At 70.5% G+C, this 20,535-nt stretch carries 30 protein-coding genes, 1 tRNA gene and 1 pseudogene; 25 read left to right on the forward strand and 7 right to left on the reverse strand.

The window, feature by feature from the left end:
* The 8 genes from MKK55_RS18710 to MKK55_RS18745 are packed head-to-tail and all read left to right on the forward strand — an operon-like array spanning nt 1 to nt 2,684.
* Complete coding sequence (locus tag MKK55_RS18710; protein WP_243937088.1) at nt 1–234, forward strand: hypothetical protein; 234 nt, start codon at nt 1–3, stop codon at nt 232–234.
* A gap of 1 nt (nt 235) precedes the next feature.
* Complete coding sequence (locus MKK55_RS18715) at nt 236–442, forward strand: hypothetical protein (protein WP_243937089.1); 207 nt, start codon at nt 236–238, stop codon at nt 440–442.
* Nucleotides 442–714: a hypothetical protein gene (locus MKK55_RS18720; RefSeq protein WP_243937091.1), complete on the forward strand. Its 273-nt coding sequence runs from the start codon at nt 442–444 to the stop codon at nt 712–714. The genes MKK55_RS18715 and MKK55_RS18720 overlap by 1 nt, the downstream gene beginning before the upstream one ends.
* Nucleotides 711–1,112: a hypothetical protein gene (locus MKK55_RS18725; RefSeq protein ID WP_243937092.1), complete on the forward strand. Its 402-nt coding sequence runs from the start codon at nt 711–713 to the stop codon at nt 1,110–1,112. The genes MKK55_RS18720 and MKK55_RS18725 overlap by 4 nt, the downstream gene beginning before the upstream one ends.
* Nucleotides 1,109–1,744, forward strand: a complete 636-nt coding sequence (locus MKK55_RS18730; RefSeq protein WP_243937093.1) for a hypothetical protein — start codon at nt 1,109–1,111, stop codon at nt 1,742–1,744. Before MKK55_RS18725 ends, MKK55_RS18730 begins: the two co-directional genes overlap by 4 nt.
* Before the next feature lie 7 nt (nt 1,745–1,751).
* Nucleotides 1,752–2,087, forward strand: coding sequence for a hypothetical protein (locus MKK55_RS18735; protein WP_243937094.1), 336 nt, complete (start codon nt 1,752–1,754; stop codon nt 2,085–2,087).
* On the forward strand, nt 2,080–2,391 hold the full coding sequence (locus MKK55_RS18740) for a hypothetical protein (RefSeq protein ID WP_243937095.1): 312 nt from the start codon (nt 2,080–2,082) through the stop codon (nt 2,389–2,391). Before MKK55_RS18735 ends, MKK55_RS18740 begins: the two co-directional genes overlap by 8 nt.
* On the forward strand, nt 2,388–2,684 hold the full coding sequence (locus MKK55_RS18745) for a hypothetical protein (protein ID WP_243937096.1): 297 nt from the start codon (nt 2,388–2,390) through the stop codon (nt 2,682–2,684). Before MKK55_RS18740 ends, MKK55_RS18745 begins: the two co-directional genes overlap by 4 nt.
* Here the strand turns inward: MKK55_RS18745 and MKK55_RS18750 are convergent.
* Nucleotides 2,681–3,088, reverse strand: a complete 408-nt coding sequence (locus MKK55_RS18750) for a hypothetical protein (protein ID WP_243937097.1) — start codon at nt 3,086–3,088, stop codon at nt 2,681–2,683. The genes MKK55_RS18745 and MKK55_RS18750 overlap by 4 nt on opposite strands.
* A gap of 80 nt (nt 3,089–3,168) precedes the next feature.
* Nucleotides 3,169–4,746 carry an integrase family protein gene (locus tag MKK55_RS18755; protein ID WP_243937099.1) on the reverse strand — a complete coding sequence of 526 codons (1,578 nt, stop codon included), beginning with the start codon at nt 4,744–4,746 and terminating at the stop codon, nt 3,169–3,171.
* A 117-nt stretch (nt 4,747–4,863) separates the two neighbouring features.
* Between MKK55_RS18755 and MKK55_RS18760 the strand changes: the two genes are divergently transcribed.
* The 4 genes from MKK55_RS18760 (at nt 4,864) to MKK55_RS18775 (ending at nt 6,670) form a co-directional block, all read left to right on the forward strand.
* Nucleotides 4,864–4,960 (forward strand) — tRNA-Met (locus MKK55_RS18760).
* Nucleotides 4,961–5,115: 155 nt separating this feature from the next.
* Nucleotides 5,116–5,871 carry a CDP-diacylglycerol diphosphatase gene (locus MKK55_RS18765; RefSeq protein WP_243937100.1) on the forward strand — a complete coding sequence of 252 codons (756 nt, stop codon included), beginning with the start codon at nt 5,116–5,118 and terminating at the stop codon, nt 5,869–5,871.
* A 219-nt stretch (nt 5,872–6,090) separates the two neighbouring features.
* On the forward strand, nt 6,091–6,327 hold the full coding sequence (locus MKK55_RS18770) for a hypothetical protein (RefSeq protein ID WP_147726758.1): 237 nt from the start codon (nt 6,091–6,093) through the stop codon (nt 6,325–6,327).
* A 97-nt stretch (nt 6,328–6,424) separates the two neighbouring features.
* Nucleotides 6,425–6,670: a hypothetical protein gene (locus MKK55_RS18775; RefSeq protein WP_187274660.1), complete on the forward strand. Its 246-nt coding sequence runs from the start codon at nt 6,425–6,427 to the stop codon at nt 6,668–6,670.
* Between the two features lie 143 nt (nt 6,671–6,813).
* Here the strand turns inward: MKK55_RS18775 and MKK55_RS18780 are convergent, their stop codons facing one another.
* On the reverse strand, nt 6,814–7,140 hold the full coding sequence (locus MKK55_RS18780; RefSeq protein ID WP_243937101.1) for a hypothetical protein: 327 nt from the start codon (nt 7,138–7,140) through the stop codon (nt 6,814–6,816).
* Nucleotides 7,141–7,620: 480 nt separating this feature from the next.
* Here MKK55_RS18780 and MKK55_RS18785 point away from each other — a divergent pair, with 480 nt between their 5' ends.
* Both MKK55_RS18785 and MKK55_RS18790 read left to right on the forward strand, forming a co-directional pair.
* On the forward strand, nt 7,621–8,868 hold the full coding sequence (locus MKK55_RS18785) for a glycosyltransferase (RefSeq protein ID WP_243937102.1): 1,248 nt from the start codon (nt 7,621–7,623) through the stop codon (nt 8,866–8,868).
* Nucleotides 8,869–9,099: 231 nt separating this feature from the next.
* A complete protein-coding gene (locus tag MKK55_RS18790) occupies nt 9,100–9,519 on the forward strand; it encodes a hypothetical protein (RefSeq protein ID WP_243937103.1) in 420 nt (139 codons plus the stop codon).
* A gap of 49 nt (nt 9,520–9,568) precedes the next feature.
* Here MKK55_RS18790 and MKK55_RS18795 read toward each other — a convergent pair whose 3' ends face one another.
* A complete protein-coding gene (locus MKK55_RS18795) occupies nt 9,569–9,814 on the reverse strand; it encodes a hypothetical protein (RefSeq protein WP_147726754.1) in 246 nt (81 codons plus the stop codon).
* 634 nt (nt 9,815–10,448) lie between these two features.
* Here MKK55_RS18795 and MKK55_RS18800 point away from each other — a divergent pair.
* From MKK55_RS18800 to MKK55_RS18810, 3 genes are all read left to right on the forward strand, one after another.
* Nucleotides 10,449–10,757, forward strand: a complete 309-nt coding sequence (locus MKK55_RS18800; protein WP_147841014.1) for a DUF1488 family protein — start codon at nt 10,449–10,451, stop codon at nt 10,755–10,757.
* A gap of 145 nt (nt 10,758–10,902) precedes the next feature.
* A complete protein-coding gene (locus tag MKK55_RS18805; RefSeq protein WP_147841013.1) occupies nt 10,903–11,136 on the forward strand; it encodes a hypothetical protein in 234 nt (77 codons plus the stop codon).
* A gap of 12 nt (nt 11,137–11,148) precedes the next feature.
* On the forward strand, nt 11,149–11,319 hold the full coding sequence (locus MKK55_RS18810; protein ID WP_243937104.1) for a hypothetical protein: 171 nt from the start codon (nt 11,149–11,151) through the stop codon (nt 11,317–11,319).
* Nucleotides 11,320–11,507: 188 nt separating this feature from the next.
* On the opposite strand, the gene MKK55_RS18815 is transcribed toward MKK55_RS18810, so the two are convergent.
* Entirely contained in the window at nt 11,508–11,885 is a 378-nt protein-coding gene (locus MKK55_RS18815) for a DUF4440 domain-containing protein (protein ID WP_147841012.1), read from the reverse strand.
* Between the two features lie 410 nt (nt 11,886–12,295).
* Here MKK55_RS18815 and MKK55_RS18820 point away from each other — a divergent pair, with 410 nt between their 5' ends.
* Entirely contained in the window at nt 12,296–12,538 is a 243-nt protein-coding gene (locus tag MKK55_RS18820; RefSeq protein ID WP_243937105.1) for a hypothetical protein, read from the forward strand.
* 73 nt (nt 12,539–12,611) lie between these two features.
* On the opposite strand, the gene MKK55_RS18825 is transcribed toward MKK55_RS18820, so the two are convergent.
* Both MKK55_RS18825 and MKK55_RS18830 read right to left on the reverse strand, forming a co-directional pair.
* Nucleotides 12,612–13,883, reverse strand: coding sequence for a hypothetical protein (locus tag MKK55_RS18825; RefSeq protein ID WP_243937107.1), 1,272 nt, complete (start codon nt 13,881–13,883; stop codon nt 12,612–12,614).
* Nucleotides 13,884–14,115: 232 nt separating this feature from the next.
* A complete protein-coding gene (locus MKK55_RS18830; protein ID WP_147726742.1) occupies nt 14,116–14,415 on the reverse strand; it encodes a hypothetical protein in 300 nt (99 codons plus the stop codon).
* 298 nt (nt 14,416–14,713) lie between these two features.
* On the opposite strand from MKK55_RS18830, the pseudogene MKK55_RS29380 reads away from it, so the two are divergent.
* The 7 genes and pseudogenes from MKK55_RS29380 to MKK55_RS18860 form a co-directional block, all read left to right on the forward strand.
* Nucleotides 14,714–15,082, forward strand: a pseudogene (locus MKK55_RS29380) (DUF3108 domain-containing protein); the annotation flags it as partial.
* Nucleotides 15,083–15,126: 44 nt separating this feature from the next.
* Complete coding sequence (locus MKK55_RS18835; protein ID WP_243937109.1) at nt 15,127–15,504, forward strand: DUF3108 domain-containing protein; 378 nt, start codon at nt 15,127–15,129, stop codon at nt 15,502–15,504.
* A gap of 130 nt (nt 15,505–15,634) precedes the next feature.
* Nucleotides 15,635–16,024 carry a hypothetical protein gene (locus tag MKK55_RS18840; protein ID WP_243937111.1) on the forward strand — a complete coding sequence of 130 codons (390 nt, stop codon included), beginning with the start codon at nt 15,635–15,637 and terminating at the stop codon, nt 16,022–16,024.
* A gap of 235 nt (nt 16,025–16,259) precedes the next feature.
* Nucleotides 16,260–16,463, forward strand: coding sequence for a hypothetical protein (locus MKK55_RS18845; protein ID WP_147726737.1), 204 nt, complete (start codon nt 16,260–16,262; stop codon nt 16,461–16,463).
* A gap of 160 nt (nt 16,464–16,623) precedes the next feature.
* Nucleotides 16,624–16,818 (forward strand): hypothetical protein, encoded by a 195-nt coding sequence (locus MKK55_RS18850; RefSeq protein WP_147726735.1) that lies wholly within the window; start codon nt 16,624–16,626, stop codon nt 16,816–16,818.
* Between the two features lie 345 nt (nt 16,819–17,163).
* Complete coding sequence (locus MKK55_RS18855; RefSeq protein WP_147726733.1) at nt 17,164–17,454, forward strand: hypothetical protein; 291 nt, start codon at nt 17,164–17,166, stop codon at nt 17,452–17,454.
* A gap of 146 nt (nt 17,455–17,600) precedes the next feature.
* A complete protein-coding gene (locus MKK55_RS18860) occupies nt 17,601–20,519 on the forward strand; it encodes a bifunctional [glutamine synthetase] adenylyltransferase/[glutamine synthetase]-adenylyl-L-tyrosine phosphorylase (RefSeq protein ID WP_243937113.1) in 2,919 nt (972 codons plus the stop codon).
* Nucleotides 20,520–20,535 lie beyond the last annotated feature (16 nt).

The raw sequence follows: 20,535 nt of genomic DNA on the forward strand, positions 1-20,535 counted from the left end.
ATGGAGCCCGAGGTCGTCCCGGACATCGATTACGTCGCCGTCGAATCAAGCCCCTACAGCATCGTCTACGGGCAGGCGTTCGTCCGCCCCATCGTACCGCCCGATCCCAAGATGAGCCGCCGTCGCCGGCGTCGCCTGCGTGGCAAGCGGAAGGCGGGCCTACTGCCGCCGTGGGGATACCAACTGCTCGGCGACGTCGTGTCCTTCACTCTCAAGACCAAGCTGGCAGCCTGACATGGCCAACCTCTCGATCTCCAAGCCCGACCTGAAGGGCCTGCTCTCCCTCGAAAAGCGCGAGCTCGCCCGCCGCGTGCTGGAGCTCCACGACGAGCTCGTCCGGGAGCGCGCCCGTACGGCTCAGGCCCGCTGCGATGCCGAGACCGCCACCCACATGGCGCGCACCAGCAACGCCGGCTTGCCGGCGGTGGGGAGCTTTAGCTGATGCCCGCCTCCGAAGCCGACCGCGAGCGTTTCCGGGCCATCGTCGCCAAGCGTCGCGACGAGCCGCCGCCTCCGGGATTCCTCGACGAGGCCGGCCATGACCGGGTCGCCCGCGAGGCCGTGGCGGCGAACCCCGAGCTCGCCAAGCGCGCCCGCAGGCTCGGGGACTACCTGCCGCTGATCCGGGCGGCCGAGCGCGCGGCAGGCCGGGGCAACGTCAGCACGTTCCTGCTGGCCTCGCTGATCGGGAAGATGGTGAGGGGGGAAGCATGAAGATCGTCGACTGGGCCGAGCTATCCAAGATGCCGGCTGGCACATTCTTCCAGGGCATCAGACCCTACGACACCGGCGACCTTGAGGTCCTCGGCGGAGTCTGGGACGGCGTCCACCTTATCTCGGCGAGGCCACTCCCAGTCGCGTGCGGCTCCGAGGTCCTCAGCCTGACCGACGCGCAGAAGGAGGCGCACAGCATCCGGCGGGAGGGCGAGCCCATCGTCTACCAGCCGTTCGGGTTCGGCCGGGACTGGGGCCCCGGCGACAAGAGGCGCTGGCTGGTGTGGGAGCAGGCCGACCGCGAACGGCTCGCCGGCTGGCTCCTCGATCCGGTGAAGGCGTGCGCCGAGATGAACGACGAGCCCCATGTTCTGATGAAGGTGGAGGACCTGGCATGACCGAGCACACCTTCCACACTCTCGGGAACCTGCCTCTGCGGCTGGACAACCCCGACGACGGCTACTCCATCGAGGATCTGCGCGGGCACGGGTGGGCGCCGGGCGGTTACTTGGGCCACTGCCAGGACTGCGTGGAGGTCTTCGTTGGTGACAAGCGGTGCCGGCGCTGCCGTCCCTGCGCGATCAAGTCCCTGGAGGCTTACCGCAACCGGCCGACCTGGCAGAGCGGGCACAGGGGCATCCCGCCCGACCGGCCGGTGTGGGCGTACTTCTACGAGAGCGGCAGCGGCGAGGACGAGGACGTCATGCTGCTGCACGGCATCTCGGACGAGGGCGGTGAGGTATTCACCGTCCAGCACGAGAGGGTCCGCGACTGGGACCGGTACGGCAAGATCGTCTGCTGGATCGACGTTGAGGAGTGCCCGGCGCTCTCCGTCGAGGCGGTCGACGCCATAGTGGCCGCCCTGGCCGACCAGCGAGGCATCTACTGGGGCTGCGCGGACCACATCGTCGAGGATTGGCTGCACCGGGCGGCTCTGCAGGCGGTCGTCGACGGGCACCGGGACGCCGCGGGAATCGCGGCGGCCGCCCTCAAGAGCCGCGAGCTCAAGTTCTCCCGGTACTACGGCTGAGGGCGCCATGACGATGTCGAGCAGGCAGACCTGGTGGGTAGCGGTTAAACAGCCGGATGGGACCGAGGCCGAGCCGGAGGTCGCGCAGGTCTGGTTCAAGGACGCCCATCAGGTCGAGGAAGTGCTGCGGCTGGGTGACGAGCGCGGCCTTTGGCCCGATCAGGTGCGCCTGATCGAGCGGGTGCTCCCGGCCGGGCGCGCCGCGGCGGTCGATGCCCGCCTCAAGACGTTCGAGGACGCCTACTGGATCGCCGTCGAGACCTCGGACCCGCAGCGCTGGATGGAGGCCGCGGCGTTCGGCAAGCAACTCGCGGTCGCGGTGAGGAAGCAGCATCATGACTGAGGGCGAGCGCAACCAACTCCTCAACAGGGTCTTCGCCGTCATCCAGCAGCGTGCCGCGGAGTTGCGCAGGTCGGACGACTACTACGAGAGCAGCTACGTCGCCGGCGAGCTCGTAGAACTGCCGGGCTACATCGTACCGCGCGTGGATTCCGGGCTAACTCCGGACCCGGTCGTCATCACCCGCGACGAGTTCATGACGCTCTGGAACGGCCTGCGCTGGCGTGATGCCGAGGTGCCGGATTTCGGTTGGCTGGACAGCCTGAGAGAGCGGGTCGACGCCCAGCAGATCAAGGACGATGAATGACCGACCGCGCCCGCTGCGCCGTCCCGTTCTGCCGGCGGACGGCCTCGGTGGACGAGGGATTCCGCGACGGCGAGTTCCTGTGCGGCCCGCACTGGCGGTTGCGGTCGCCGGCGACGAAGGCTGCCTGGCGGGATCACGCACGCCTGGAGCGGAGGAATCCCGGGCACGCGATGGAGCACCCGGCTGGGTCCGCCGGGCGCCTCGTCCGGGTCGCCCTCGCGAAGGAGGAGCGCGCCCTGTGGGAGGCGACCCGGGCCGAGGTCGTCGAGGTCGCGATGGGGGTCTCGGCCTAGTGCGTCGTCGGCATAGGGGGCCGCTTCACGAAGAGATCGAGGAGATGGGGGCCCTGGGGAAAATCGGCTCGGCCATCCCCGTAGAGCAGATAAATGGCATCGGCGATTTCGCGGTTGCGTAGGCGGAACGACATCGCCTTAACCGCCGACCCGACCTTCCCGTTGGCTTGGCGCATCGCCTTGTCAGCGCCCTTCAGGACGCCGATGGAGTACCCAAGCGGCGCAGCCGGGTCCCGCCAAATCGCTCGCATGACGTCATACTGACGGGAAGCCCGTCGCATGAAGTCGTCCCACTGCTCGTTCTTGAGCACCGCATCCGTGAAGCGGTTCGCCTCGTCAGCGAACGCCTTGAGCTCCCGGCCCTTCCAGCGCGACTTGTCGACGAGAAAGATGTCTTCGGCCATGCCTGCCTCCCCTGATGATGGGGGAAGCATGCCAGCGACGCGTCGCCTTTGATTGAATCCGGTCGCTCAAATGCGACGCATCAGGCCACACGGCCATCTGCAGCGGCCAGGAGCTTTTCAGGCTCGGGCAGGCCGAGGTCCTGGAAAACGTTACCCGAGCCCCAGCCGGGCTTCTCCTTGGCCCCCTTCGCCGCGGCGGCCGCAGCCGTCTTGGCCTTGCCGGCGGCCTCGCGCTCCCGGCGCCGGCGGGCGATCTCGCCCCGCAGGGTCGCCAGGTCCGGGAGCTCCGTCGAGGCGACTTGGGCCTCCAGCCACGTGGACCACGCCGTCATCACCGGCCCCTTCAGGTCGAGGCGGTCGTCCTCGGTGTAGTGCGCCTCCAGGACGTCGTCGCTCCGGAATCCCTCGTTGTGGTCGAGGATGAGCTTTACCGCCTCGCGGGACTGCCGGAGCCGGTGCTGGCACGTCGTCGACAGGCCGCGGCGGAGATCGTGCGGGCTCGCGCGCATGCCCAGGTCGAGCAGGCGGTGGTTGATCGAGGCGTCGGAGAGGTGGCCGTCCGTCCGGTCCCCGAGCCGTCGGGCCCGGACCTGGGGGAACAGGTACTCGGACCCGGTCGAAGCCGCGCGTTCCATCTGGGCCCGGATGCGGTCCCAGAGCGGCGGCGGGAGCGGCACGACGTGGCGATGGCGGTCCTGGCGCTTAGCGGCGGTCTTTCTGTGAGCCGGTCCCATGCTCCAGATTCCCCAGCCCGGCTGCTCGGCCCACGGCACGAAGTCCACGGCAAGCGCGCCCGCCACCGGCCGACGTCGCTGGCCGGTCGTGACCAGGAGTTCCAGGGCGACGGACTGAGACCTATCGAGGACGCCCACCCGGGCGACGGCGACGATGTGGGAGATCTCGTCGGTGGTGGCGGTGTAGCCGCCGGGCACCTTGCCGTTGGGCCTCGGCTTGACGCCCGAGCTCCGTTCCGGGGCCTTGAGCAACGGCATCGGCTCGGTCACGCCGGATGCGGCCTGGTTCCGGTCCTGGGCCATGAACGACCAGAACGGGCGCAGCACGCTTGCGAGGTGTTCGGCATGCCGCTCACGGCCCGAGGTGTGGATCTCGGAGACCACGACTGCGAGTTCCTGCCTGGTGATCAGCCGTACCGGCCGGCCAGCGAATCGCGCCATCTCGGCGAGGCCCAGCATCGTCCGGTAGTCCTTGTAGGTATCGACCCGGCGGATGCGCTGGACCTCGGAAAGGTAGGCGTCTCGGGCCTCCTCCCACCGCCACTGCATCAGATGCGGGGCGGTCGCCAAGAACTCGGCCACGATCCGCTCGTCCCGGGGTGGCCGGGGCTGCGCCAGGCCGAGCTCGACGAAGCGGTCCCTGAGCCAGTCCTCGCCCGGGGCAGCGGCCGACGAGTGCACCAGCGCCCGAGCCTTGCCGGCGATGTACCGCGCCTGCTCAAGGTCGAGGACGCCAGGGGTGCCGATCTTGAGCCGGAGCGTCTGGCCGCCGCGCTCGAACTTCGTGCCCCAACTCGCGCCGCGCGGCTTGATCCGGAGGATGAGACCCGGGCAGCCGGCGTCGATGACGTCGTAGGGCACTGTCCCGGGCTTGGCCTTGAGGACGTGCTTGTCGACGATCTGTTGGGTGAGACGGGTGGCCAAGGCGGGCGTCCTACGAACTGGGGCGGAACTGGGGCGGGACCCTGGGGCGGTTCGGGACCCCTCCGCAAGGGGCAGTTTAAGCCTTGGTTAAGGGGAGCGCTGTAGCGCCAGTGCCTTAGCGGGGCTCCCTGGTCTCGAAAACGGGGGCGGCGGATGCTAGACACTTGGAATCATAATCCTCGTGTCGGGGGTTCGAGTCCCTCTCCCGCTACCATTTCTTCAACCCGCCCAGTCTCGACGTGGCGGGTTTTTTCATGCCTGCAGGGCACTCCGAAGCCGTGCTGCAAGGCGCGATCGCCGATGCGACGCGGCGGGGGTTATCGCGGCCGCCTCGGGCGGACGACGCGTCGGGGATCCGGGAAAGACGACATGCGCTGGATCGTGCCGACCGCGATCGTTCTCGCCGCGCTTCCCGCGCCCGCCCGCGCCGCCGGCGATCCGAGCCGGGACGTGCTCTGGGCGGCGCTGAAGACCTGCGTCCTCGCCAAGACGCTCGCCGACCGGACCTTTCCCTGCTTGGACGTCGATCTCGGCGACAAGGACCGGCCTGGGACGGCGGTGCTGCGCGCGCCGGGCGAGCCGACCCACGTCGTCGTGATGCCGACGGACACGGTCGCCGGGCTCGAGGCGCCGGTGCTGCGCGGGGCGCGGGGGATCGCCTACTGGCGCGCCGCCCTCGCGGCCCGGCGCTTCGCATCCGCCCCGCTGAAGGGCCGCGTGCCGGTGGAGGAGGTCGGCCTCGCGGTGAACTCGGCCCGGGGCCGAAGCCAGGACCAGCTCCACATCCATCTCGCCTGCATCAAGCCGCGGGTGCTGGCCGCCCTGCGGACGCACGGCCACGGCATCCGCGCCACCTGGGCGCCGTTCCCAGTTCCCCTCGCGGGCGACCGCTACCTAGCCCTGCGGGTGACGGCTGCCGAGGCGGAGCGCTTCAACCCGTTCGCGGCGCTCGTCCGCCTGCCGGGGCGTCGGGACCTGCGGCAGACCAGCCTCGCGGCGGTCGCGACCCCGGCCGGCGATCCGGATCCCGGCTACTACGTGCTGGCCTACCGGGCGCCGCGGGCGAGCGCCGAGGACCTGATGGATCACACCTGCGGGGCGGCTGACGGAGCCGCGACGCCGTAGGCCGTGTGCCGCCGGCGTCGACGGTCATCTACAGGTCGCTCCGTGCCGTCGAGCCGAACCGGATCGGGGCCGACGAGGCGAAGCGTCATCACGCACGAGCGCCTTCGCGCGACAACCGGTTGCCTCGACAAGGCGATGCCGGCGCTTATCCTCCACCGATGCGCTTTCCCGAAGCCAGCCGTCACCACGTCCAATGCGGCCTGCCGCGCGATCGTCCGGATGCCTGAGACGTCGGACCGATCGCCGCGCTGCGTCCACTACGTCGGCTTCAAGGACGACCGCTACTGGAACGCCGTCCGGATCTTCGGCGGTCCCCGCGTGATCCACCGCCGCTGGGATTGGTTCGCGGTCCACGATGTCGGGCCCGACGACGTGGTCGTGTTCGCCGAGGGCGATGCGAGCCAGCCGATGGCGGCGTGGAACGCGACCGACATCGACGAGCGCTGGCTCACCTGAGCCGCCGGCCGGCCGCACGCCGGACCGTGATCGGGCTGCGGCACTCGAAGCAGCGCGAGCGTGCGAACCGAACCCGGATTGCGACCGTTGATGCGCCATGACCGATCCGACATCCGCCCCAGCGTCCGACGCGATCATCGACGCCCGCCGCCGCGAGATGGCGGTCGAGCACCTGCTGTTCGGCACGATCCGCTTCGTCGCGCAGCGCCATCCGGAGCTCCTCGACGAGCTCGACGGCAGCCTCGACCACCTGTGGGACAAGGCCCACGGAGAGGCCCGCGACGACGAGGCGGTGCGCGAGATCGCGCGGCGCTTCATCAAGAGCCTGCACGCCGAGAGCTAGCAGCCGCACGGCCGCCCGCGACCTCTCGGGTTCGATGTCCCACAGGGCCGCCTTCGAGGCGGGCGGTGCCGCAGGCGGCCGGCACCGCCAGCCGCGGACCGATGCGGCCGGTGGAGAACGCATCCTCGCGCGTCGGCCGCTGTTCATGCCGGTGCCGTCGGCCTCGGCGCGTAAGCGGCGCCGTCGCATAACCCGCCGAGGTCCGGCCCCGGCAAGCGCGAGGACCAAAACCCGCACTTGATTTCTTGCTTTGGGAGTGCCGGCGCGTCCGCCAGCCGACCGGCACCTTGCAGCGCGGGTGCAGCGCGAAACTTCAGGACGTGCGGCACCGCGCAGGCGCCGTGGATCGCGTCGATCGGGTCGATCGCAACAACCCGCCTCTGCAGGTCGACCGCCGTGTCGAGAAGCGGCCCGAACGCGCCCGCGCCGACCTTGCCGACCCGGACGTCGATCCGACGGAACGGCCGCAAGGGGCTCGGCAGCGATGGCCGCCACCGCCTCGGGATCGGTTGCGTCGGTCGGGGTCGCGACCACCTCGTCGTTGCCGACCCGGAACTCACGACCGCGTGGCATCGGGCCTACCGATACGGCGCGCGGCCGGAACGACGCAGCCCGCGCGCGCCATGAACGCCCCAGCGGCCGCATGGGCGATACCGCTCGATGCGCCGGTCAGGACGACGGTCACCATTTGAGTTTGGACATGCTCGCGCTCCGTCGCGACGTGCTTCGCGAGGCGAGCAGGTCCAGGTTCGCGTCCTGCGCGCGACCCTTACGACATAGGCGTTTGCCGGGTTGGGGTGCCACGGCCCGATCGTGCAGGCGAGAAGAAGCTTGACCGCAGCAACTAGTACGAACACATTATACTAGGAAATCCGGCCTATGATTTATGTCATATGCGCGTTCTTAAGTTTGTTGAAGTCAAAGGACGGAATTTATCGTAATAGAGCGCAATGCAGGTGCATCTCGTTACGCTCGGCTCACACGGCGACGTTCTGCCGTTCCTTGCGCTCGCCTCCGCCCTCAAGCGGCGCGGTCACGCCGTCGCCCTGGCGGCGCCGGCGCCGTTCGGCGGGCTGGCGAAGCGGGCCGGGGTCGATTTCCACGCTCTCGGCACGCAGGCGGATTACGAGCGCACCATCCGGCACCCGGATCTCTGGCATCCGCGGCGCGGGGTCGCACCGCTTCTGCAGACCCTGTCCTCGGCGACCGAGCCGGTGTTCGACTGGCTGCGCACACGGTGGTCGGCCGAAGGCGGTGTCGTCGTGGCCTCCCCCAACAGCCTCGGCGCCCGCGTCGCGCAGGACAAGCTCGGCCTGCCCCTGGTGACGCTCCACGTCGCGCCGTTCCTGATCGAGAGCCGCCGCGACGCCCCCGTTCTTCCGGGCCTGCCGCTGGCGCACCTCCTGCCGTCGCGCACGCGGCATTGGCTCGGGCGGGGCGGGGATCGCTACGTCGTCGACCCGGCGGTGCTGCCCGGCCTGAACGCGTTTCGGGCGACCCTCGGCCTGCCGCCGGTCCGCCGGCTGCGCCACTGGTGGAACAGCCCGACGCGGATGGTGCTCACCTGCCCGGACTGGTTCGCCGAGCCGCAGCCCGATTGGCCCGAGCAGGCCGTGCAAGTCGGCTTTCCGCTCTCGGATCGCTTCGGTGACCGGGACGGGCTCGACCCGGAGGTGGCGGCCTTCCTCGACGCGGGCGCGCCGCCCATCGCCTTCACCTACGGCTCGGGAATGCGCCAGGGTCGGGCGTTCTTCCGCACAGCGACCGCCCTGTGCCGGCGCATGGGCCGCCGCGGCATCCTGCTGGCGCCGCAGGCCGATCAGGTCTCCGACACCCTGCCGCCGGAGATCCGGCACGTGGCCTACGCGCCGTTCAGCGCGCTGCTGCCGCACTGTGCCGCCCTGGTCCATCACGGCGGCATCGGCACCGTGGCGCAGGCGCTCACCGCCGGCATCCCGCAGCTCGTCGTTCCGGTGGCGTTCGATCACTTCGACGAAGCCGCCCGCCTGAGGAAGCTCGGCGTGGGGGCGACGCTGAGCCGTCGCCGGTTTACGCCGTCACGCGGCGCGCGCGTCATGGATCGGCTCCTGACCTCCCCGACCGTGGCGCACGCCTGCCGCGAGGCCGCGCAGCGGGTCGCGCACGAAGACGGGCTCGGCGCGACCTGCGATGCCGTCGAGCAGGCGATCGCGGCGTGAGCCCCGGCATGACCACGAAAGGTCGGTCGCACCCGGTGACGGGCGACGGCCCGGCCGATTGAGCGGTCGCGACCGTCGGGTTGGCCGCCTGAGTGAGGTCAGGCTCGCGACCGCGACCTCCGCGGCACCTGACCACAGGCTCCGAACCGGGTGGCGAACGGACGGTTGGCCTCGCGACCATGGGTGGCATGGGCCGGCCTGCCCGGCATGTCGCGACGAAGGAGGTTCCGGGTGCCGTTTTCACCGAACAAGGCGATCTGCGTCCTCGGCTGCGTCGCCTGCCTGCTGGGGCCGGCATGGCCTGCCGCGGCGCAGAGCACGGGCTACGTCACCGGCTTTCCGGGCAAGGATCCGGCCGGCGACGACGAGATCGGGTGGGGGCCGGCCTACAGGCCGGAGACGAGCTTCTCGCAACCCGGCACGCCGCCGACGCCCGGCGATTTCGCGGGCGCGGCCTATCGGGCGCGCACGGGCCGCGGGCCCTACGACGACGTGCAGAACGTCGGCGGCATTCGGCAGGTCCGTACAGAGCCCGGCGAGCGGTTCGCGACGGCATCGCAACGCATCGTCCGCGCGCGTCGGATCGGCAAGCGGTCAGCGGCCGCACACGGCCACGTCCGGCACCGGGCGGCACGGCAGGCGATCCGATGAAGGGGCTCATTCGCGTCGACCTCGACGCGTCTTCCTCGCGAGGGCGACGCTACAGGAAGTCGATCTTCCGGGCGAAATAGTCGCTGTGCGGATTGACGCCCATCGGCTCGGACGAGACGAAGGGCCGGGCCGCCTGGAACACGATCATCGCCATGATGGCCGCCATCGACCCACCGACCGGTGCCGATACGATGGCCAGGACCGGCGAGTATTTCCAGAGCAGCAGAGTCGTGATCGCGAGCCCGACGGCCGACGCCAGCACGATCCGAAAGATGCAGCATTCCGACGGTTGCATGCTTGCCTCCCAACCTGGGCACGTAAATCATAGTTTGTTAACATTGCCAAACATTCAATCGTGCCGTGTGTGCGTACTCATCCGCAAGGCATGACCGCGGCTTACAGCGCGCAGGCTTCGGCCTCGCCGTTTTTCGGAAGGCTGTTGCACCCCGGTCACGCTGGATCACGGCGGGCAACGATCCACCGGCGGCGTCTCCTGCGATCATCCTGGCACCGACCTTGCTCCGGATGGTGCACCGCGACGTGTTGCGACGTAGCGTGCGCACCGGCACGTCACGGCCGAGGTCGGATCGCCATCTCCGGATCGACGCAGATCGCGGTGCGGCTGCACCGCCGGCGGATCGCTTCGCCACAACCGGTAAGGATGCCAAGCATGAAACTGAAGCTGTTCAGCTACGCGATGATCGGGGCCTTCGCTTTCGGCCTTGTTGCGACCGTCATCGGGACGGCCAGCGTGATTGTCGGCTTCTGACCGAAGGACTTGGGACGCGCGCGACGGGGCAAGGTCCCGCCGCGCGCGTCCCATGCTGGATCGGACCCACGCATTCAGGGCCCTGGTTCGGCGGTGATCGAACGCTAGGTGCGTGTGCTTGAGCGACGGCGATCCGCCGGCGCGAGCCGGATACCGTCCCATGGCCTTGGAAAAGCATTCCGATCAGGATGCGCACCTTTCCGCCACCGATCCGAACATTGTGGCCTTCGCCATGATCGAGGGTGGGCGGGTGATCCACGTCGAGATCCCGGTCGACGTGATGCATGCCGAGTTCGGCGCGACCAAGCTCGGGCCGGTCGACTTCTTCGAGTCGCATCGTGCCGTGATCGAGGGAACCGCGAAGCAGACCTATGAGCGCCTGTCCGAGCCGAGCGACCGCGTTCGGATCGGTGCTGCGGATTTTGCCGCGCCGGGCTCGCGGGCCAATGCGGCGGACGAGGTGACCTGACCGAGGACGACCCATCGAGGCTCCCCGGCTCGGACGCGAACGGCACCGCGGATCATGCCGCCGGCGCCGCTCGGAACATCGCGACGCGCTTGCGAGAACCGCGACCGATCACAGGACGTTGCTCTTCCGAACCGGAGAGTCCCCCATGCCCGATCAGGTCGCCAACACCGAAGATCTCGCGAACACCACCTACGACGCCGGCCGTCCCGCCGACGCTGGGGAAACGCGTGATGCGCCAGCCGCCCGGAAGCCGGAGGAAGGCCTGACCGACGCGACCAGTTCCGAGCCGCTCCCGGTGCCGGGAGAGGATGCCGAGGTCGGCCTGGCCCAGAAGGGCACCGGCGAGGCCGCGGTCGTCCGCCGCGAAACCGAGATCTGAAGGACCGCCCGCATGACCGACGACACCACCGACACCCAGGCCCAGCGGATGCCGCAGGGAAAACCGAAGCCGGACGGCGCGGCGATCACGCCCCAGGACACCGTCACCGGGGAGACCAAGCCGGGCGCGGGCCCGATGGACCGGCCGGGAACGGAGGCCGAGGACGAGGCTCGCCGTCCGTAGGCCGCCATGCGCGGCTGGACCCGACGACGCGAACTCGCACCCTGTCCCGAACCCGGATCGGCGCGAGCCGCTGGGTTCGCCATGCCATAGGGTTCGATCGGCGAAGCGACGCCGCCACGCGGTCGCGTCGAGGCCGCGAGGCCTCCGGCAGCGTGACGGCATCGGCGCTATCGGCGAGACGGACCCGATCAGCCGGTCTTCTCGACGGCGCTCGGCAGGACGAGCGGCGGCGTCTGCTGGTGCTGGATCACGCGCCAGACCTCGTGCGACACGCGTCGATAGGTCGAGGTGCAGTTCGCCTGATACGCCTCGTCGTCGCGCGCGGCCTCGACGTGGTAGGCGACCACGATGATGCCCTCCTGCGGCCGGGCGATCTGGCCCTTCGAGAACGCGACCTCGGTCCATCGTGGCGTATGAGCGACGGCCTCGATCGCCTGGGTGCCGCTGAGCACGAAGGGCGGGTGCGGCAGCACCATGAGGCATTCCTCGTCGACGAGCTCGCGATAATGGTCGGGACTGCCGTCCCAGAGGCTCTTCTCGAAAGACCAGACCCGGTCGTCGTCCATGGCATTCACCTCAAGCAGCGGGAAGTCCCTCGGAGAAGTGCGGTCGCACCGCTTCGTTCCGTCGTGCCGCGCCCCTGCGAGCGGGTCGATCGCTTGAGGCTCGGGTCTTCCGAAACCGTAAAACAGTATCGTCGACGCGCCCGAACGTGCTTGGCCCGACGTCGCGCAACGACCTTCGGAGAGGGCCATTCCGGCTCGGCGACGTCCCGCACTGTGCTTCGGAAGCCTTGGCGGACCGCGGCCGAATTCTGACGCCGGGTCGGCCGCCGCAGTCGCTTCCGGTTGTCCGAAGCTCCGATGTCTAAATTCGGCACATCATCGACGGCATCGCTCTTGCCGAAACTTGGTGCGTTCGCCATTTCTTGTCTCACTCACGGACAAGCGGGGGCCCGCGATCCGGGATCGAAACGATGTCCTCATCAACGACGGAACGGCTCCTCGATGTCGGCGGCCCCTTGAGCCGCCGATCGACGGTCATCGCCAACGTGCGCTGGTTCCGAAAGCTCGCCGCGTGCGCGCTTCGCGACGGCGCGCCGAATGCGGAGGTGCGGGCGGCCAACGCCCGAGCCGCCGCGCGCATCCTGATCCGTCAGGGGAAGCGCGAAGCGCTGGTCGACCGCATGATCCGTGAGGCGCAAGGGGCCGACGTCTAGGCCTTCCGCACCGATCCACGCCGTTCGCGAACAGTCCGCCGGAGCGCCGCATCCACGCACCGGCGGCCGACGGTCAGTGCCCGGCCGGCGCCGGCTGACCCGGCTGGAGCCAGGTCTTCAGCGCGTCGAGCCAGCCGGCAGGCAGCACGACCCAGCTCGGCAGGGCGGGCAGGACGTTGGCGGCCGAGCCGTTCCAGCGGCCGACGAGGGTCTGGCGGCTTTCCGCATCCATCTCGCGGATCTTCAGGTCGAGGATCTTTTCCTGGATCGGCAGCGTCTGCATCTGCGCCTGAGCCGACTGGGCGTTCTTCATCGCCACGAAGGTCAGGTCGATCGCCTTCTGGATCTCGGGGTTGTCGAAGGTCAGACCCTCGGCGTAGCCGAGCGTCGTCACCGTGATCCCCATCGGCTCGTAGACGCGCCGGACCTCCTTCTCGACGGCCTCGATGATCGCCGCCTTGCCGTGGATCGCCTCGTCGGTGGTGCGGCGGCCGAACTCCTTGGCCATCGCCGCCTGGACGGTGCGGTGGACGTTCCCGTCGACCACCTCGGCCAGCGACTTGCCCTGGATCACGCTCGCGAAGTTCACCTGCGGGTCGCTCGCGTTGCCGCCGGTGGCGCGCGCGCCGAACCAGTAGACGAACTTGCTCGCATCCTCCTCCTTCACGAAGGCCGAGACGACGACGCCGGTGCGCAGGGTCACCGATTCTGCGGTCTCGAAGCGGATGCCCTGGTCCTTGGCCGAGGTGCCGCGATCGGTCGAGCTCACCCATTCGCGCGAGACCGGCGACCGGTCGACGAGCATCAGCCGCGCGGCGGGCACGTAGTAATCGTAGGCCCAGCCGGGATTGCGGATCAGCGTGTGCGGGATTTGGACCCGCTTCATCGCGACCTTACGCTCGTTCAGGAACTGCTCGGACATGAAGGCCGCCTGGCCGGACTTCGATTCGCCGACCTCGGGGATGAGGAAGGCGGTCTGGTTCGGCAGGACCTCGACGAATTCCGGGTAGTCGCGGGTGTCGTAGTAGGCCTGTGCCGGCTCGGGCTGCGCCTCGACCAGCAAGCCCGCGACCGCGAGCCCGGCATATACGGCCCCGCGCCGTCCGACGCACCAGATCGCGGCGATCAGGGCCAGGGACAGGATTGCCGCGAACGGGCCAGCGCCGTTCAGGGCCGTCGCGGCCCAGGCGGTCTCGGCCGCCGGCCAGTCGGCATCCTGGAACTGGCGGGCCGCGATGCGCCCGGCCTCCGCGGCGCCGAGCCGGTCGCCTGGCCCTGCACGCAGGACGAAGACATCCGTGCCGACGACGAGCGTCGTCAACGCGATACGAAGCGTGGTGCTCATGGATGGGGGTCTGCAGCGAGACGTGAGATGCCCCAGATGGCCTGAGGCCGTCACCGTGGGCGGAGGGCACGCCGGAGTCTCGCCGGGGCCGCGTCGCGCGGTGCTCGCCGACCGGGATGGCGGCGAACGACGGTGATCATCGCGCCGCGTCGTGTGCGCCGCAACACCAAAGAGATAGGCGGTGTGTGCGGCGCGGACAACGAAGCCATGCGACTCTTGCAGGTCGCCGGCCTTACCGGCCGAGGGACGGGCCGCCGGCCGCACCGCCGGTGCCGGGCGGTCCGCTGGTCGGCGTCCCGCCGATGTTCACGCTCGGGGTGGTGCCGGGCACGGACGAGTTGCTCGGGTTGGCCTCGTTGCCGCGGGTGATCGGGCTCGGGCCGAGGTCGCGCGCTCCGCCGCCAACACCGCCGGTGCCGGGAGGCGCGGTGACGCCGGTATTGCCGGCGCCGCCCGTGACGATCTGCGCCGAGGCGGGACCGCTTAGGAGAACTCCGAGCGCGGAGGCGAGTGCGATCGTCGAGCGTGTCATCGGGCCGTCCATTTCATGAGGGGTCGCACGGCAACGGACGGATGCAGTCGCGGTTCATCCGAAACCCGGGGGATTCGGCAGGTCGACCACCTGCCTAGCCTCGGCGGCATCGCTGCGAGGTCGCTCAAGTCGCTCTTCGATGGCTGGCACCGCTTCTCGACCGGTCGACGGGGTTGCCCTAGGCTTCGGCGACACGAGGATGTCCGGCATGCGAGGGCACGGGGTGAGGAGCGTGCGTTTCCCGGAGCGATCACGTCCGTCGTACCGGCCGGCCACGTTCTCTGCGGTGCTCGTGGCGATGGTCGCCCTCGTGCCGGCGGCGTCCGCGGCGCCGCGCGGGGACGGATCTCGGCACGTCGTCGTGAAGTACGGCCTCAGCTTCCTCAATCTCGGCGTCGGCACCGCGGATCTCACGGCCGACCTCACCCCCGAGCGCTACGCGATCGGCCTCACCGGGCGCCTCACCGGTCTCGCCGGCTGGTTCTTCCAGGGCGACGGCACGGCGCGGTCGAGCGGGCGCCTGTCGCCGGCCGGCGCGGTGCCGAGCACCTTTCGGATCGACAGCCGCTACGGCACCGCACCGGTGCGCGTGCTGGTGACGTTCGATGCCGGCACCGTCCGCAAGGCGGAGGTCGAGTCCGAGCCACAGCCGAAACCCGATCGCGTCCCGGTCACCGCCGCCGACACGACCAACGTCACCGATCGATCGGCATGCTGGCGGTGCAGGTCGGCCCCGGCCCGCTGGTCCCCGCCATGTGCGATCGGAGCATCCCGGTCTTCGACGGCGCCGCCCGCGCCGACATCGCGCTGTCGCGCGGCACGGTGGTCCAGGTCGCCGCCGGGCCCTACCGCGGGCCCGCGCTCGAGTGCCGGATCCGCTGGATCCCGGTGGCGGGCCACCGCGCCAAGGGCTCGTCCGTGCGCCGGATGTCGGAGAACGACGACATGCGCGTGCGCCTGGCCCCGATCACGGAAGCCAGGCTGCTGCTGCCGCTCTCGATCGCCGTGGGCACCGGCTGGGGCACGGCGCGCATCGAGGCGACGAGCTGGAATACCGCGCCGGCCAAGCCCGCCGACGCGGATCCATGAGGCCGGCTCGGCGCTTTCGGCATCGCGGCCCATGTTCGGACCCGGCGCCTCGAACGTCGGGCAAAGGCCGCAGGAGGACGATGCGATGCGAGGCCCAACCTTTGCGATCCGATCGCTCGCGGCCCTGGCGATGAGCGTCCTCCCGGTCGCGGGCATGCCCCGCGCCCAGGCTCAGACCGTCGCGGCGCCGCCGTCCGGCTCCGCGGCGGCGACGCCCGACAACGCGACCCTGCTCACGGTCTTCCTGAAGCACGACCAGTCGCGTCCGCTGGCCGAGCTGAACGCGCAGCTCACCCGGCAGGGGTTCTACAAGGCCTTCCCGCCGCCCGGCATCGAGGTGGTGTCCTGGAGCGTCGTGATGGGCATCGGCCAGGTCATCGTCCTGCGCCTGCCGGCGAACCGGATCCGCGAGATCAACCGCGTGCTGGAGGATACCGCCTGGGGCGCCTACCGGACCGAGTTCTACCCGACCTACGATTACAGGGCCGTCGGCCTCGGCGAGCACGAGAAGGCGCAGTAGGCCGCACCGATGACGACCGTTCAGGCCCGGCTTCGGCTCGGGCCACGGCGTTGAGGGCCGCTCTCGCGAGCGTCGTCGCAGACGTCTTGCGCTCCCCGCGGGCGTCCCTCGCCGATGCCCGCCGGCGGCATCGGCGCGGCGGACACGTCGCGCGGCGGATCGCCCAATGCGGCATCTCGAGCCGATGTTTCAGACCGGACTTGGTCTGGCTCCCTGTCCGTGGCATAATCGGCGCATGAGCGATACATCAACGAACATCCATCCGTACTCCCTGGAGATCATTCCCCCGAAGGCCGACGGCGGCTCGTATCAGTGGGCCATCCGCAAGAATGGCAAGCTGACCCAGCGCTCCGACCGGAGCCTGCCGAGCGAGGCGAAGGCCCGCGAGAGCGGCCTCGGCCAGATCGAGAAGCTGCTGTCGGGCGTCGGCGACCGCTAAGGCCCATGACCCTTCGATTTGCGAGACAGGAACGGCGCGGCCCCCCAAGGGTCCGCGCCGTTCCGCTTTCGGGCGTCGTCGTCGCCGCATCCCCGGGCAGGACGACAGGGTTCGACCGCAGGACGGTTGCCATGTCCGCCCCGGCGCCAATGTAAGGCTCATGCTCGAAACGAACCGCCAAGCCCAGACCATCGTCGCCAAGCCGGACGCGCCGCCGACCCTCGACGCGCTGACGCGCCAGCGCCTCGGGCGCCATCTCCAGGCGCTCTACGAGCCGGTGATCGACGAAGCGCTCGATCCACGCCTGGCCGAATTGATGCGGCAGCTCGACGACGATCGACAGGGCGGTTCCTGACGCCGCGTTCCGAAGCGGGGGGAACGCTGCGCTCCGTCATCGGTACGGAACGTCCGACGCTTGCATGGTGCGTCGCAACGCACTATTGGTGCATTGCGGGATAGCGATGGCGTCGCAGTCCTGCTGCCCATCTTGGGCGTTTCCTCCCTAGGCTTCGGGCCGCTCCTTTCGGGGCGGCCTTTTTTCTGTCGGGGCCGTCGCGTCGACCGGGGACGACACGTTCTGGCAAGCACGCTGATGCGCGATCCGGCGGACGGCGTTATCCTCGTCCGGCCGAAGCTACGACCCGAACCTCGGTCCGACGGAGCGGATGCCCGGCCCCACCGCGTGCGAGGGACTCGACGCATGAGCAACGTGATTCGTCCCACCTTCGGCCGCCAGCCGCATCCCGTCGACGCGGAGTCCGACGAGGCGGCCTATCAGCCGCTTCGGGTCTACGGCGAGGCCGCCGGCCACGTCGTCGCCCTGGTCGAGGATCCTGACGCGCCGGCCGGCGCCGTGCTCAAGGTCGTGGTCGGGCCGCTTTCGGGAAACATCGTCGAGGCCGTCGCGGTCCTGCCCCGGACGGAAGCCGGCGAGATCGATGCCGAGCTCGTCGGCATGGCGGTGCTGCGCACCCTCGCGCTGATGGATTAGGGCGTCGGCCCGGGAAAGCCGCCGTTGCCGGTGCGCCGAGACGCGGCAACCGCATCCCCAAAGGCGCGGCGATCGGGTAGCGTGTCGCCCGATCGGAGGACCTCCCGGCAACCTCCCCCATCCCGGCCACGGACGGGTCGAACCCCATGCCAGCCCTCGGCCCGTTGCGCGACCGCCTCGGGGCGGCCCCGGCGCTCCACGATCCGGACACCGCCGCCGCCCGGCTCGGCGACGTCGAAGCCGCATTCCCGGCGGGGTTCCTCACGCCGCCCCTGCGGGCGCTGCTCCTCGGGATCGCCGACCATTCCCCGTTCCTGTGGCGGCTGATCGCACAGGCGCCGGAGCGCTTCGCCGCCCTGGTCGAGAAGGCCCCGGAAGCGTCCGACGCGGCGATCACGGCGCGCCAGCGCGCCGCCGGGCGCGCGGGCGGCACGAAGCCGGACCTCGTCGCGATCGGGCGAGCGCTCCGGTGGAACCGGGCGGAGCATGCGCTGCTCGTCGCGCTGGCCGATCTCGGCGGGCTCTGGGACCTCCCGACGGTGACGAAGGCCCTGTCGGACTTCGCCGACGCGTCCGTCGGCGCCGCGGCCGACGCGCTCCTGCTCCAGGCGGCCGGGGCGGGGAAGCTGCATCCGCCCGACCCGGGCGACCCGCAGGCCGGTTCGGGGCTCGTCGTCCTCGGCTTGGGCAAGCTCGGCGGGGGCGAACTCAACTATTCCAGCGACATCGACCTGATCGTGTTCTTCGACGCCGCCCGCGCGCCGCTCGCCGACGGCGTCGAGGCGAAGCCCTTCTTCGCCAAGGTCGCGCAGGGCATCGCCAAGCTGTTGGAGGAGCGCACCGCCGAGGGCTACGTCCACCGGGTCGATTACCGGCTGCGGCCCGATCCCGGCTCGACCGCGGTGGCGCTCTCCACCGATTTCGCCTTCGACTACTATCAGTCGCTCGGCCAGAACTGGGAACGGGCCGCCTTCATCAAGGCTCGGCCGATCGCCGGCGATCGCGAGGCCGGCGCGCGCTTCCTGGCCGAGCTGAGGCCGTTCATCTGGCGCAAATACTTCGACTTCGCCGCCATCGCCGACATCCACGCGATGAAGCGCCAGATCCACGTGGTGCGCGGGCACGAGGCCCTCGCCGTCGGCGGCCACGACATCAAGCTCGGCCGCGGCGGCATTCGCGAGATCGAGTTCTTCGTCCAGACGCAGCAGCTGGTCTTCGGCGGGCGGCGCCCGGAGCTGCGCGGCAGCCGGACGGTGCCGATGCTGAGCCGCCTCACCGACGCCGGCTGGATCACCGGGGCCGCACGGGACGAATTGCACGCGGCCTACGCGTTCCTGCGCACGATTGAGCATCGCCTGCAGATGCGTCGCGACGAGCAGACGCAGCGCCTGCCGCTCGAGCCGGACGATCTCACCGCCTTCGCACGCTTCTGCGGCTTCGCCACGCGTGCGGCGTTCGAGGCGGCGCTCCTGCACCATGCCGGCCGTGTCCAGGCCCATTACGTGCTGCTGTTCGAGACCGCGCCGAGCCTCTCGGCCGAGGTCGGCGACCTCGTCTTCAGCGGCAGCGAGGACGATCCCGCGACGCTGGTCACGCTTTCGGCGCTCGGCTTCGCCGAGCCGGCGCGCACGATCGAGACCGTGCGCGGCTGGCATTTCGGCCGGCGCCCTGCGGTGCGCACCGCGCGCGCGCGCGCCGTCCTGACCGAGCTGCTGCCGAGCCTGCTCCAGGCGCTCGGCGGCACGGCGGAGCCGGACGCGGCGCTGAACACCCTCGACCACGCCTTCGGCCGGATGCCGGACGCGGCCGAGCTGCTGACGATCCTGCTCGCGCACGAACGCCTGCGCCTGCTGTTCGCCGACATCCTCGGCACCGCGCCGCGCCTCGCGGCGACCGTCGGGAGCGGCCCGCACGTGCTCGACGCGGTGCTCGATCCCGACTTCGTCCTGCCGACCACCGATGCGGGGGCGATCGCCGCGCAGTACCAGGCGCTGGTCGGCAGCCCGGGGGACCACGAGACCTTCCTCGACCGCAGCCGTGACGCGGCCCGGCAGCTGCGCTTCGTCACCGGAGCGCGGCTGCTCTCGGGCATCCTGTCGGCGGCCCAGGCCGGCGAGGCCTATTCCGGGATCGCCGAAGCCGCGGTCGCCGCCAGCCTCGCGGCGGTCGAGCGCGGGTTCGCGGCGGAATACGGCACGGTGCCGCAGGGGCGCTGCGCGATCCTCGCCGTCGGCCGCCTCGGCTCGCGCCAGCTCACGGCGGAATCCGACCTCGACCTCATCGTCGTCTACGATTTCGACCCCGAGGACCGCACCACCACGGGCCCGAAGGCGATCGACGCGGTGGTGGCCTACAACCGCCTCGCCCAGCGGCTCTACGCGGCGCTGACCGTCCAGACCCGGCGCGGCGGCCTCTACGCCGTCGACCTGCGCCTTCGGCCGGGCGGCGAGCACAGCCCGACCGCGGTGCAGGTGCGGGGCTTCGTCGCCTATCACCAGGACGAAGCCGAGGTCTGGGAGCACATGGTGCTGACCCGGGCGCGCGTGATCGCGGGCGATGCCGGCCTCGGCGGCGAGATCGCGGCGCGCATCCGCGAGACCGTGGCGCGGCCGCGCGACGCGACCGCGGTGTGCGCGGCGGTGCGCGACATGCGCGGGCTGGTCGCCCGCGAGAAGGGCCATCGCGGGCCGCTCGACCTGAAGCTGGCGCCGGGCGCCCTGCTCGATCTCGAGTTCCTGGCCCAGGCCCTCGTGCTCGGCCACGCGCAGGCCGATCCCGATCTGGTCGGCGCCACCGCCGACGCGGTGCTGGAGCGGGCCGGCGCCCGCGGGATCCTCCCCATCGACACCGCAACCCGGCTCGCCGACGCCTATCGGCTGTTCGACACGGTGCATCATTGGCAGCGGCTGGTCGGCGCGGACGGGTCGGCGCCGTCGCGCGGCGCGCTGGCCCGCATGGCCACGGCGATGGGCGTCCCAAGTGCCGAGACCCTGGTCGCGCAGATTCAGGCCGAGCGGCGCGCGACGCGTAAGATCCTTCTCGCTCTTCGACGCCCGAAGCACTGACGTCGCCGCATCGTTC

The organism is Methylobacterium sp. J-059, from assembly GCF_022829485.1.
Classification (GTDB): Bacteria; Pseudomonadota; Alphaproteobacteria; order Rhizobiales; family Beijerinckiaceae; genus Methylobacterium.